The sequence below is a fragment of the Cupriavidus sp. C3SS-1 genome, from assembly GCF_057073755.1.
On the sequence record NZ_CP172699.1, the window covers coordinates 2,197,110 to 2,209,962 of the forward strand.

At 65.3% G+C, this 12,853-nt stretch carries 11 protein-coding genes and 1 tRNA gene; 4 read left to right on the forward strand and 8 right to left on the reverse strand.

Annotated elements, in window-relative coordinates; genetic code table 11:
- Nucleotides 1-39: 39 nt before the first annotated feature.
- Complete coding sequence (locus ACIGJC_RS10215; RefSeq protein WP_483708662.1) at nucleotides 40-321, forward strand: hypothetical protein; 282 nt, start codon at nucleotides 40-42, stop codon at nucleotides 319-321.
- Nucleotides 322-358: 37 nt separating this feature from the next.
- Here the strand turns inward: ACIGJC_RS10215 and ACIGJC_RS10220 are convergent, their stop codons facing one another.
- The 6 genes from ACIGJC_RS10220 to ACIGJC_RS10245 all read right to left on the reverse strand — a co-directional run bounded on the left by ACIGJC_RS10220 (nucleotide 359) and on the right by ACIGJC_RS10245 (nucleotide 6,980).
- Entirely contained in the window at nucleotides 359-1,840 is a 1,482-nt protein-coding gene (locus ACIGJC_RS10220; protein WP_483708663.1) for a DNA recombination protein RmuC, read from the reverse strand.
- A 10-nt stretch (nucleotides 1,841-1,850) separates the two neighbouring features.
- On the reverse strand, nucleotides 1,851-2,846 hold the full coding sequence (locus tag ACIGJC_RS10225) for a 2-hydroxyacid dehydrogenase (RefSeq protein WP_483708664.1): 996 nt from the start codon (nucleotides 2,844-2,846) through the stop codon (nucleotides 1,851-1,853).
- Between the two features lie 4 nt (nucleotides 2,847-2,850).
- Nucleotides 2,851-4,275 carry a sodium:proton antiporter gene (locus ACIGJC_RS10230; RefSeq protein ID WP_483708665.1) on the reverse strand — a complete coding sequence of 475 codons (1,425 nt, stop codon included), beginning with the start codon at nucleotides 4,273-4,275 and terminating at the stop codon, nucleotides 2,851-2,853.
- Between the two features lie 105 nt (nucleotides 4,276-4,380).
- Nucleotides 4,381-5,067: a LutC/YkgG family protein gene (locus ACIGJC_RS10235; RefSeq protein WP_483708666.1), complete on the reverse strand. Its 687-nt coding sequence runs from the start codon at nucleotides 5,065-5,067 to the stop codon at nucleotides 4,381-4,383.
- A gap of 89 nt (nucleotides 5,068-5,156) precedes the next feature.
- Complete coding sequence (pncB, locus tag ACIGJC_RS10240; RefSeq protein ID WP_483708667.1) at nucleotides 5,157-6,335, reverse strand: nicotinate phosphoribosyltransferase; 1,179 nt, start codon at nucleotides 6,333-6,335, stop codon at nucleotides 5,157-5,159.
- 84 nt (nucleotides 6,336-6,419) lie between these two features.
- Entirely contained in the window at nucleotides 6,420-6,980 is a 561-nt protein-coding gene (locus tag ACIGJC_RS10245; RefSeq protein ID WP_483708668.1) for a hypothetical protein, read from the reverse strand.
- A gap of 327 nt (nucleotides 6,981-7,307) precedes the next feature.
- Here ACIGJC_RS10245 and fdxA point away from each other — a divergent pair, with 327 nt between their 5' ends.
- The 3 genes from fdxA (at nucleotide 7,308) to ACIGJC_RS10260 (ending at nucleotide 9,140) form a co-directional block, all read left to right on the forward strand.
- The gene (fdxA, locus tag ACIGJC_RS10250; protein ID WP_483711515.1) at nucleotides 7,308-7,631 is read left to right on the forward strand and encodes a ferredoxin FdxA; all 324 of its coding nucleotides are present in this window, start codon (nucleotides 7,308-7,310) and stop codon (nucleotides 7,629-7,631) included.
- A gap of 74 nt (nucleotides 7,632-7,705) precedes the next feature.
- Complete coding sequence (locus tag ACIGJC_RS10255; RefSeq protein ID WP_483708669.1) at nucleotides 7,706-8,812, forward strand: NAD(P)/FAD-dependent oxidoreductase; 1,107 nt, start codon at nucleotides 7,706-7,708, stop codon at nucleotides 8,810-8,812.
- Between the two features lie 252 nt (nucleotides 8,813-9,064).
- Nucleotides 9,065-9,140: transfer RNA gene (locus ACIGJC_RS10260), tRNA-Asn, on the forward strand.
- 128 nt (nucleotides 9,141-9,268) lie between these two features.
- Here the strand turns inward: ACIGJC_RS10260 and kdpE are convergent.
- Nucleotides 9,269-9,964: a two-component system response regulator KdpE gene (gene kdpE / locus ACIGJC_RS10265; protein ID WP_483708670.1), complete on the reverse strand. Its 696-nt coding sequence runs from the start codon at nucleotides 9,962-9,964 to the stop codon at nucleotides 9,269-9,271.
- Between the two features lie 24 nt (nucleotides 9,965-9,988).
- Nucleotides 9,989-12,841 carry a DUF4118 domain-containing protein gene (locus tag ACIGJC_RS10270; protein WP_483708671.1) on the reverse strand — a complete coding sequence of 951 codons (2,853 nt, stop codon included), beginning with the start codon at nucleotides 12,839-12,841 and terminating at the stop codon, nucleotides 9,989-9,991.
- Between the last annotated feature and the right edge of the window lie 12 nt (nucleotides 12,842-12,853).

Here is a 12,853-nt window from a genome sequence, read left to right on the forward strand (position 1 = left end):
CACTTGCCGCACGATTTTGAAACATATCTCTCCCCCGTCATGAATCAGGAGATTGCCTACCTCCACCCGGTCAAGACCGCCCGCGCACTGGTGCTGGTCTACCTGTGCTTTTCGGTACCGATCGTCTCGCTGGGGCTATTTGTTGCCTTCATCCGCTATGGCGATCTGCCCGGCATCACCGTGTTCACGGCCCTGATCCTGAACGCACTGATCGGATTCGGTCTGCTGTGGCTGGCCTGCAAGGCCTACAACTGGGTTGCCGCACGCTTTGGCGGCATCGAAGTCCACGTGCGGGAACTGGCGCCCGAAGAGCAGAACTGACCAAATTGCGGAGCCGGCGCGTGTCGCGCCGCCAGCTTCAGCCGCCCGCGTCTTCCGACACTTCGGGCACTCCCAGCACCTCGGGCACGCCGGTGCCCAACAACTGCTGTGCCGCCTCGCCAGGCAAGGCCTCGACTGTCCGCAACTTGCGCGCCATCTGGCGCGTGCGAACCTCGGCCTGTTCGATATTGCGTGCCGCACGCTCCAGCGTATCGCGGGTCTTGGCAAGCACGTCCCCGAATTTCCCGAACTCCGTCTTCACCGCTCCCAGCACTTCCCACACTTCGCTGGAGCGCTTTTCCAGTGCCAACGTGCGGAAACCCATCTGCAGGCTGTTCAGCACTGCCGTCAGCGTGGTCGGCCCCGCCACCGTGACGCGGTAGTTCCGCTGCATCACATCGGTCAGGCCGGGCCTGCGCAAGACCTCTGCGTATAGCCCTTCCGTGGGCAGGAAGAGAATGGCGAAATCCGTGGTGGCGGGCGGCGACAGGTATTTCTCCGAGATGGTCTGCGCCTCGCGCCGCAATGCCACTTCCAGCTCACGCCCAAACGCGGCCACGCCGTCGACGTCGCCACGCTCCTGGGCATCGAGCAAGCGCTCGTACTGCTCCTTCGGGAACTTGGCATCAATCGGCAGCCAGACCGCGCCCTGCGCGGCATCCTTGCCCGGCAGGCGGATGGCAAATTCCACGCGCGCGCCCGAGTTGCGCACGGTTTCCACGTTCTTGGCGTACTGGTCGTGCGTCAGCATCTGCTCGAGCAACATCTCAAGTTGCACTTCACCCCAGGTGCCGCGCGACTTCACGTTGGTGAGTACTTTCTTCAGGTCGCCGACGCCCTGCGCCAGCATCTGCATTTCGCCAAGACCGCGATGCACCTGCTCGAGCCGGTCCGAGACCAGCCGGAACGACTCGCCGAGCCGTTGCTCCAGCGTGGCGTGCAGCTTCTCGTCGACGGTGCGGCGCATCTCGTCGAGCTTGGTGGCGTTGTTCGCCTCGATGTCGCGCAGCTTCTGCTCCAGCGTGGCGCGCACCTCGGCCAGCCGGCGCTCATTGGCCTCCGACATCTGCGCAAGCTGCTGCTGCAGGCCGTCGCCAAAGCGGCGCAACGACATGGCCTGCTCGTCGCGTGCCTGCTGACCCTGCAACAGCAGGTTCTGCCTGACGTGTTCGAGTTGCTGGTTGTTCGATTCGGTCAGCTTGGCCAGCTGCTGGGCAAAGGTGTCGATCTGGTTGTTCTGCAGCGTGGCGATGCTCGTGAGCTGTGACGACAGCGTCTGCTGGAAGCGCAGCATCTGCTGGGCCGACTCCGACCGGCTGCCGCGCGCGGCCTCGGCCACTTCATTGCGCAGTTCGCGTTCGAGCCGCTCCATCCCGCGCAGGCCTTCATTGCGGGAATCGGCAAGCTGGCGATGCAGGTCGCCGTCGGCGGGCGTTGCCTGCTGGCGCAGCACCAGGACGACAAGCAGAACCAGCGCCAGCAGCGCCACGCCCAGCGTAAGCAGGGGAATCCAGGTCATAGGTAACGTTTCAGCGGCGATGCCCCATCACCGTGGGATTGATGACGGACTTGGGATGCCCGGCATCAGGCCCGGCATCGAGCGCCGCGATCAGGTTGTCGGCGGCCAGCATGGCCATGGCACGGCGCGTCTTCTCCGATGCGCTGGCGATATGCGGTGTCAGCACGACGTTGGGCACGACCAGCAGGTCCGGGTGAACATCCGGTTCGCCTTCGAACACGTCAAGGCCCGCAGCGAAGATGCGACGCGCCTTGAGCGCGTGCGCGAGCGCCTCGTCATCGACGATGCCACCGCGCGCAAGGTTGACCAGCGTCGCAGTCGGCTTCATCTGGTTCAGTTCGGCAGCGCCGATCGCGTGGTGGCTGTCCGGGCCATACGGCAGGACCAGCACCAGGTGGTCGGACTGTTGCAGCAGCTCGGCCTTGCTCACATAACGCGCATTGAGCGCCTGCTCCGTGGACGCCGGCAGTTGGCTGCGGTTGTGGTACAGCACCGTCATGCCAAACCCGGCCGCGCGCCGAGCCAGCGCCTGGCCGATGCGGCCCATGCCGAGGATGCCCAGCGTGCTGCCGTACACGTCCATGCCAACCAGCATGTCATAGCTCCATCGCTGCCACCTGCCATCGCGCAGGTAGTGTTCGGACTCGGTGACGCGGCGCGCGGTCGCCATCAGCAGCGCCCAGCCGAAATCGGCCGTGGTCTCGGTCAGCACGTCAGGCGTGTTCGTGGCGACAATGCCCGCTGCCGTCAATGCCGGAATGTCGAGGTTGTTGTAGCCCACCGCCATGTTGCAGACGGCACGCAGGCTGGGCAGCGCGGCAATCAGGCCGGCATCGACGCGGTCTGCGGTATTGGTCAGCACGCCGGCCTTGCCGGCCAGGCGCGCCTTGAGCGCGTCGGCGTCGAGCACGGCGTCCTGCTGGTTGTCATCGACATCGAAATGCCGCGCGAGATGGTCGATGACATCGGGAAAAATGGCGCGGGTGACAAGGACAGACGGCTTCATGGCATCACACTTTGAAAAAGAGGAACGTCATCACCAGGAACAGCGGCAGCAGGATGGAGCCAGACCATAGCATGTAGCCGAAGAAACTGGGCATGCGCAAGCCGCGGTTTTCAGCGATGGCTTTCACCATCAGGTTCGGCGCATTGCCGATATAGGTATTGGCGCCCATGAACACCGCACCGGCGGAGATGGCCGCGAGCGTGGAAGCGTCGCGCGTCATCAGCGTGGCGGCATCTCCGCCTGCGGTGTTGAAGAACACCAGATAGGTCGGCGCATTGTCCAGGAAGGACGACAGCAGTCCCGTCGCCCAGAAGTACATGCTGTCGACCGGCTGCCCGTTTGCATCGCTGACCGTCCGCACCACGACCCCGAACGCGCCGTCGGTACCGGCCTTGAGCATGGCAATCACCGGGATGATGGTCAGGAAGATGCCGGCAAAAAGCTTGCCGACCTCCAGGATCGGCTCCCAGCTGAACTCGTTGCCGTTGCGTGCCGAGTGCGGCGTCACCAGCAGCGAGACAATGGCCACGACCACCAGCATCACGTCGCGCACGGCCGCCTGCAGCGGCACCTCCGTGCCCAGCACGTCGAACGAGAGGCCCGGCTTCCACAAACCGCTCATCAGGACCAGACCCACCACCGCGAGCAACAGCGCGAAGTTGACCTTGCCTTCGATGCGAAGCCCGCGTGTGTCCGGCGTGGGGTCGCTGCTGGCTGGCAGCGCCTCTTCCTTGTTGTGGTAGTAGTGCCGGTCGAGCACGTAGAAGATCGCCAGCAGCGCCACGCAGATGAACAACGTCTCCGGCAGGATATTGCGCAGCGTCCAGAAGAAGTCCACGCCCTGCAGGAAGCCAAGGAACAGCGGCGGATCGCCGAGCGGCGTAAGCGCGCCGCCCGCATTGGCCACCAGGAAGATGAAGAAGACCACCACGTGCGACACATGGCGGCGGTTGTCGTTGGCGCGCAGCAGCGGCCGGATCAGCAGCATGGCCGCGCCCGTCGTCCCCATGACGCTGGCAAGCACCGTGCCGAGTGTCAGGATGCCGGTATTGAGCCCTGGCGTTCCGTGCAGGTTGCCGCGCACACAGATACCGCCCGCGACGATATAGAGTGCTGCGATCAGCGCGATGAATGGAATGTACTCGGCCAGCAGCGCGTGCACCGCGCCTGCCAACGCCGTATGCACGCCGAACACCGCAGCGAACGGCAGCAGGAACAGGAGGCCCCAGCCCGCGGCGATCTTGCCGTAGTGGTGATGCCAGAAACGCGGTGCCAGCAGCGGCAACAGCGCAATCGACAGCAGCACCCCCGCGAACGGTAGTCCCCACCATGCGGACAGCGTTGCGCCATTGATGTCGGCGGCGTGTGACTGCGACGGCAAAAAGGCCAGCATGGCCGGCACCGGCCACAGCATGCGGGCACGTTGCATCAGATGAACTCTCCTTGGACAGTGTGCGCAGGAGCGGCCGGGCAAAACCGCCGCGCAGGTATGAGACCTGCAGCGGCGCCGCGCCTGCCCTTCCGAAGCGCGCGATCAGGTCTGGTCGACCAGGATGACGTGGACGCGATACGGCCCATGCGCGCCCAGCACGATGGTCTGCTCGATATCGCCGGTACGCGAGGGGCCGCTGATGATATTGGTCGCGCGCGGCAGCTCGCCGCGTTCGCTGCGCACCAGCGCGAACGCATCTTCGAGACTGTCGACGATGCGCGACACGGGCACCACCGCGATATGTGTCTCCGGCAGCAGCGCTGCCGACGCGAACGTTTCCGGACCCGACAGCAGCATCAACGAGCCCGTCTCGGCGATGGCGCAGAAACAGCCCGTGATGCCGACCAGATCGCCATGGTCGTGGTCGGCCTGCGGATCGCGCTCAGGAGGCCGGCACTCCACGGTCAAGCCGCTGTCCTGCCATGGCAGCGCGCCAAACGCGTCCCACGCGACGGCACGATGCACCAGGTTCAGGCTGTCCAGGAAGCGCGCCGTCGCCGCCGGCACATCGGCGAGCGTCGCGACACGATCGACCGTGGACGCCATGCGCTGCGCCTGTGCCATGAAGGCTTCGGTACGGTCCGGGTGCACCTCCGGACGAGGCCCCTGCGGATGACGCGCGAGGTAGTCGGCCACGGCTTCGCGCTCGCCGCTGGTTACCTTGGGCGAACGCCCCTGCGCGGCGCGGATACGGGCAAAGATGCGGTCACGGGCGTTGTTGGTTTCCATAGGGCCTGGCGTCATGAACATGCGTGGCAATGCACGCCATTATAGTGGCGCGCCCTGACCCGCCCTCGCCCCGAATCTGTTGAAAATTGCTAAGCAGGCGCCTGGACCTCGAACACCTGGCGCAGGTAGGCCAGGTAGCCGGGATCGTCGCACATGGTCTTTTCCGGCGTATCCGACAGCTTGGCCACGGGCTGCCCGTTGCAGCGGACCATCTTGATGACGATCTGCAGCGGCGTATAACCAAGGTCGTTGGTCAGGTTGGTCCCCACGCCGAACGCCAGCCGGCAGCGGCCATGAAAGCGCTCGTACAGCTCGATGACACGCGGGATATCGAGGCTGTCGCTGAAGATCAGCGTCTTGCCGAGCGGGTCGACGCGGTTGGCCACGTAGTGCTCCAGCATCCGCTCGCCCCACTGGAACGGGTCGCCTGAATCGTGGCGCACGCCGTCGAACAGCTTGCAGAAATACAGGTCGAAGTCGCGCAGGAACGCATCGAAGCCGTAGGTATCCGACAGCGCAATGCCAAGGTCACCGCGGTATTCGCGCGCCCAGCTTTCCAGCGCGAAGACCTGCGAATCGCGCAGGCGTGGGCCCAGCGCCTGGCACGCCTGCAGATACTCGTGGGCCATGGTACCCAGCGGCACCATATTGTGCAGGCGCGCGAAATGCACGTTGCTTGTGCCTGCCAGTTGCGGCCCCAGCATGCCACGCATCGCCAGCAGGACCTCTTCCTGCCAGCCGCGCGAGAAGCGGCGGCGCGTGCCATAGTCCGCGATCACGCAATCGCGGTAGTTCGGTGCCTGCAGCAACGTCAGTTTCTCATCCAGCCGGCGTCGGCCTTCGGCAAGGTCGGGCTCGGGCCGGGTACGGCGGAAGTACACCTCGTTGACGATGGCCAGCAGCGGCACCTCGAACAGGATGGTATGCAGCCACGGGCCACGGATCGCAATCTCGATCTCGCCATTGCCCTGCGGCGCGGGTTCGATCGACACGTACTTCTGGTTCAGGTGGAACAGCGCGAGGAAATCGACGAAATCGCTCTTGATGAAACGCATGCCCCGCAGGAAGTCGAGCTCCTCGTCCGAGAAACGCAGGCTGCACAGGTGCGCCACCTCCGCACGGATTTCGTCGAGGTACGGGGTCAGGTCGACGCCCGCGTTCCGGCACTTGAAGCGGTACTCGACGTGCGCCTGCGGGAAATGGTGCAGCACGACCTGCATCATCGTGAACTTGTACAGGTCGGTGTCGAGCAGGGATGGAATGATCATAACGGGCCAGACGGCGATGCCGGGTCAGGCACACATGCTAACCGATGTCCGCCCTGGCGGGCGGACGGGTGTTCGAACGCCCGGTCAGCCGCCGTCGAGAAAAGGTTGCGGGCGCCGTGGGGCCGCGGCGCCCTGCACACACCACAAGGGACGGTCATCGCTGCCGCGGCAAGACACCAGCGTTGCGGCCGCGCGCGGCACCCGCACCGGTAATGGCTCGGCGAACGCGCCGTTCTCCGCCATGATGCGCTCGGCATAGACCTGGACCCCCGCGCGCTGGAAGCTCAGTACCTGCACCAACTGGCGGGAATCAGGTTGCAGTTCGGGGCCACATGGCAACAACCCGGCCCGCCCGCAGTTGGCCATGGCATCCCCGGCCGGGGCCCGGGTGACGCTGAAGCTCTCCCAGTCGAAGCTCGTCAGTGCCGCGAGCGTCACCGGCTGGTCCGAGCGCGTGCGCCATGCCACCAGGCGGGACACCACGCTGTCAGCCATGGCGGGCTCGGACAACGTCTGCGCGTTCGCGCCGGCCGGCAGAGTCGCCGCCAGCAAGTGCAGTCCGATAAGCCCCAGCCACCCGAACAACGCCCGGTAACGCGCGCCTCTGAGGCGCTCCCACGGACCAAAGCGCTGCTGGCAAGGCATGGTGATCTCCTGGTGACCGGGCGTGACGGAGGATGCGGCGCTCTGAAGTGCTTCCGGGACCATCGCATCGTGCCATTCCCGCACTATCTGGCACAGACCTGTTCGCAATCAAATATACATAAAGAAATAAGAAAACTATCTGATCCAGCTATATAGACCCGCTATCCTTGCCCGGAGGCTCGGATACAATATCGGTTTCTGAAAGGCCACGGCCCGCGCTCGCCCCGTGCAGATCGCCAATTGGCGGCAATGCTCGTTGCAGCGCCGGCAAACAAGCGGCCGAAACCAGTTTCCCATCAAAAGCCGACCCGTTTTCCTGGAACCGAAATGACTCACGTTGTCACCGAATCCTGCATCCGTTGCCGCTACACAGACTGCGTTGACGTATGTCCGGTGGATTGTTTCCGTGAAGGCCCGAATTTTCTGGCCATCGACCCGGACGAGTGTATCGACTGCGCGGTGTGCGTGGCCGAATGCCCGGTGAATGCCATTTACGCCGAGGAAGACGTTCCGGGCGACCAGCAGCAGTTCATTCAACTGAACGTCGAGCTGGCGCGCAACTGGCCGTCCATCACCAAGACCAAGGCTCCGCTGGCCGAGGCCGAAGAGTGGAAGGACGCCACCGACAAGCTGCAATACCTGCAGCGCTGAACTGACTAGAAAGCCGTCCCCACGCGCTTTCCGCAATGCCGGGCACGCGATGCCCACAACGTATCAGGACGATTATGGACTTGAGCATTCCCAATCCCGTTGCCGACACGACGAAAGCCGCCGCCAGCAACACCGCCGGCGGTCAGCCGCTGGAAATCGACGCGCTGATCGTCGGTGCAGGCCCCGTGGGCCTGTTCCAGGTGTTCGAGCTGGGCCTGCTCGAAATCAAGGCACACGTCATCGACTCCCTCAAGGTGGTGGGCGGCCAGTGCGTGGAGCTGTATCCGGACAAGCCGATCTACGACATCCCGGCCGTGCCCAGCTGCACCGGCCAGGAACTGACCGACAACCTGCTCAAGCAGATCGAACCGTTCGAGCCCACCTTCCACCTGGGCCAGGAAGTCTCCGTGGTCGAGCGCCGTGAAGATGGCCGCTTCTTCGTCGAGACCTCGCTCGGAACCCGCTTCATCACCAAGACCATTTTCATCGCCGCGGGCGTGGGCTCGTTCCAGCCGCGCACGCTGAAGGTCGACGGCATCGACAAATTCGACGGCAAGCAGCTGTTCTACCGCGTCAAGGATCCGAGCCGCTTCCACGGCCGCAACCTGGTGATCGTCGGGGGTGGCGACTCTGCGCTGGACTGGGCGCTGGACCTCGTCGGCAAGGCCGAGTCGGTGGTAATGATCCACCGCCGCGACGGCTTCCGCGCGGCTCCGGCTTCGGTCGCGAAGATGAAGGATCTGTGCGAACAGATGGAAATGCAGTTCCTGGTCGGCCAGATCGGCGGCTATGAAGAGAAGGATGGCGTGCTCACCGAGGTGAAGGTGACTGGTGCCGACGGCGTCACCCGCCGCCTGCCGCTGGACGACCTGCTGGTGTTCTTTGGCCTGTCGCCCAAGCTCGGCCCGATCGCCGAGTGGGGCCTGGACCTGGAGCGCAAGCAGATCAAGGTGGACACCGAGAAGTTCCAGACCAATATTCCCGGCATCTTCGCGGTGGGCGACATCAACACCTACCCCGGCAAGAAGAAGCTGATCCTGTCGGGCTTCCACGAGGCCGCACTGGCCGCGTTCGGTGCTGCACCATATATCTTCCCCGAGAAGAAGATCCACATGCAGTACACCACCACCTCGCCGAAGCTGCACAAGGTGCTCGGCGTGGAATCGCCGGTGTTCGACTGATCACGGTCCGGACATCAGCGATCAAACGAAAAGCCGCCTGAATGGCGGCTTTTTTCTTGTGGGCGCCGACCGGGGGCTCGCCTATCATTCGGCCTCGCTGTCGATGCGAAGCAACGGAGCGCCACCAATCAGGCGCGCCTGCAGCGCAGACCGCAGCAGCCAGGCAGCTCGCCAGACCAGCCGGCAAGAAAAATACGCCAAAAGGTGTTGACGAAGAAAAGAGGCACTGGCTATAATCTCTTTCTCTGCTGTTCCCCGATAGCTCAGTCGGTAGAGCGCCGGACTGTTAATCCGTAGGTCCCTGGTTCGAGCCCAGGTCGGGGAGCCATCCGATACAAGACGAAGGCCGATGCGCAAGCATCGGCCTTTTTCTTTTTGTCGATTCGGTTCGTTCTTGGCGCGGCGGCGTCCACGCAGGTCAGCAGCAATGCCCGGCCGTCGCACTGCACCCCTACCCTACCCCGCAAACCGGTAGCCGAGCCCGACCTCCGTGAGCAAATGCACCGGCTGCGCCGGATCCGCTTCGAGCTTGTGCCGCAAGTGGCCCATATAGACCCGCAGATACTGGCTGCTCTCGGAATGCGAAGGCCCCCAGACCTCGCGCAGCAATTCGCGATGCGTCATCACCTTGCCGCGATGCGCGATCAGCACCGACAACAGTCGGTATTCGATCGGCGTCAGGTGCACCGCCTGCCCCGCGCGCATGACCATCCGGCTCGCCAGGTCGACCTGCACCTCGCCAAAGGCGATCTGCGTCGAACCATGCGGATTCGATCGCGCATGCCGGCGCAGCAGCACGCGCAGGCGCGCCACCAGTTCGCCCACGCCGAATGGCTTGGTCAGGTAATCATCGGCACCGGCATCGAGCGCGCCGATCTTGTCTTCTTCGCCACTGCGCGCGGACAGCACCAGGATCGGCACCTCGGTCCAGGTGCGCACTTCGCGGATCAGGTCGACGCCGTCGCCATCGGGCAAACCAAGGTCAAGCACCACCAGATCCGGCTGGCGCGTGCCCGCCTCGATCAGGCCGCGCTTGAGGTTCTCTGCCTCGTGCACGGTGCAGCCTTCAGCCTGCAGGGCCGTGCGCACGAAGCGGCGGATATGGGGTTCGTCCTCGACCAGCAGCACCGTCGGCGAAAACTCGAAAGGCATCTGTTGCTCTCCGTCTGAATGCGATTACGCGGGGATATCCGCCGCCTCGGGCTCGATCACCGGCGGATTGCCGCGCGGCAGGGCCACCACGAAGCGCGCGCCGATGCCGACACCCGCCATGGCCGCTTCGCGCACCGGCTCGACCCAAATGCGTCCGCCATGGGCCTGCACGATGGCGTCGCAGACTGCGAGCCCGAGGCCCACGCCAGCGGTCACCGATTCACGTTCGCCGCGCGTGAATTTCTCGAAAATCTGCCGTTCGCTGCCGGCCGGAACGCCAGGGCCATCGTCTTCCACGATCAAACGTATCTCTTCATCAGTGGATTCGGCGCGAATACGGATCTCGGTTGCGGCCGGTGTGTACTTCGCGGCATTCTCCAGCAGGTTGCACAGCACGCGGTCAATCAGCACGGCATCGCACTCGACCAGCGGCATCGTGGACAAGTCCGCCACCACGACGCGATGCAGTGCAAGCGCGTCGCGCAACGCGCCAAGTGCCGCGCCGACCAGCTCTTCGAATGACTGCCATTCCTTCCGCATGCGTACGTCGCGTCCCTGCAACCTCGCCATGTCGAGCAGGTTGACCACCATGGTACTCATGCGCCTGGCCTGTTCTCGCATTGCGGCCACCGTCTCGGCGACGCGTGGCGCGAGCGGCGGATCGCCACGCTGCAGGGTCTCGGCCATGCCGATCAGGCTGGTCAGCGGCGTGCGCAGGTCGTGCGATACCGCGGCCAGCAGCGAGCTGCGCAGCCGCTCCGACTCCATCGACAGCAGCGCCTGCTGCGCGACGTCCACATAGTGCAGCCGCTCGATGGTGATGGCGATCAGCGTCGCGAACACGTCGACCTGCCGCCGCAATGCCGGCTGGGCAAACGCGCGCCACGCTCGCGGTTCCACCGCCAGCACGCCGCGCGTCTGCATCGGCGCCTTGAGCGGCAGGTACAGCACCGTGCCGGCCGGCAGCGTGTGCGTGCCCGTGCCGGCCGGCTGGCCATGATCGAACACCCATTGCGCGAGCACGCGGTCGATCGCGTCGCTGTGCGCATCGGCTTGCCCCGGCTCGACCACGGGCGCCTGCAGGCGGCCATCCGGCCCTACCAGGAAGAATGCCGAACGCGCATCGAAGGCCGCGTGCAGAAAGCGGCTGCCGATCGAGACGATCTGCTCTGTCATCAATGACGACGACAGCTCGCGCGCGAGCTCGTAGAGCGTGCGCGCGTCGGTCTCGCGCTGCACCGCCACCTCGGCCTGCTCGCGCAGGCCTGCAGTGAGCTGGCCGATCACCAGCCCCACCGACAGCAGCACCAGGAAGGTCAGCAGGTACTGCACATCGCTGACGGCGAACGAAAGCCGGGGCGGCACGAAGAAGAAATCGAAAGCCCCCACGGCGATCACCGAAGCCAGCGCCGCCGCAGCGCGGCCATGCCGCAATGCCACGCCGACCACCGCCACCAGGAACAGCATGGCGATATTGACCAGGTCGAACCAGGGCCGGGCCAGCATCGACACCGCCGTTGCACCGGCGCACCAGGCCACGGCCCACAGGTAGGACTGCATGCGGACGCGGCGCTCCTGTACCTGCGCGGCCTCGCTTTCCTCGGCCGGGGCGGGAGCGCTCACGGGCTTGACGTCCATGCGCGTGGTGTCCGCAGCCACGCGTATCACGTCGATCTCTGGGCAGGCGACTGACAAGGCGTCGGCAAAGCTCTTGCGGCCGAACAGCCAGGCACGCGCGCCCAGGAACGGCGACAGCGCCCAGGCCAGCAGCGAGCGCCCTTGCATTAGCAGCGACTCGTCCTCGCGCCGCCATCGGGTCGGGGTGCGGCCAAGCACCACCTTGGTCAGATTGTGGCGCCTGACGTAGCCGGCGACCGCCTGCACCATATCGCTGCCGGCCAGCGTCTCGGTGCGCGCGCCCAGTTCTTCGGCCAGGCGCATCGCCGACTGCAGCCGCATGCGCTCCGCGTCCGACGCGGGCGCGAGCCGCGGCGCGGCCACGGTGATCACATGGCAGTCGCAATCGAGCTGGCCGGCCAGGCGGCGCGCGCTCCTGACAACCTGTTCGGCATCGCTGCCGGATCCGATGCAGGCCAGCACCGCCTCGCGCGTGCGCCAGACCGACTGGATCGACTCGGCGCGGCGATAGGCACGCACATCGTCGTCGACACGATCGGCCGTGCGCCGCAGGGCCAGTTCACGCAGCGCGATCAGGTTGCCCTTGCGGAAGAAATTGCGTACTGCGTGGCGGGCCTGCTCGGGCAGGTAGACCTTGCCTTCGCGCAGGCGCCGCAGCAGTTCATCGGCGGGCAGGTCGACCAGGATCACTTCGTCGGCACTGTCGAAGACGGCGTCGGGCACGGTTTCCCAGACGCGGATACCAGTAATGCCACCGACGGCTTCATTGAGGCTGTCGAGGTGCTGGACATTGACCGTCGTCCAGACGTCGATGCCTGACGACTGCAATTCCTGGATGTCCTGCCAGCGCTTCGGATGCCGGCTGCCGGCCGCGTTCGAATGGGCCAGCTCATCGACCAGCACCAGCGCCGGTCGACGCGCCAGCGCACCGTCCAGGTCGAACTCCGAGAGCACGCGGTCCCGGTACGGCACGTCCCGCATCGGCAGGCGCTCGATGCCGTCGATCAGCGCCTCGGTCTCGGCGCGGCCATGCGTCTCGACCACGCCGATGACCACATCTGCGCCCTGCTCTCTCAGCGACCGTGCTGCGCTCAGCATCGCGAAGGTCTTGCCTACCCCGGCAGAGGCACCGAAGTAGACGCGCAGCTTGCCCCGCGCGGCGCGCGCGCCCTCGTCCTGCATGCGCTGCAGCAGGCTGTCCGGGTCCGGACGTTCAGCGGGAGATGGCAATTCGGGCATGGTTAGCGCACT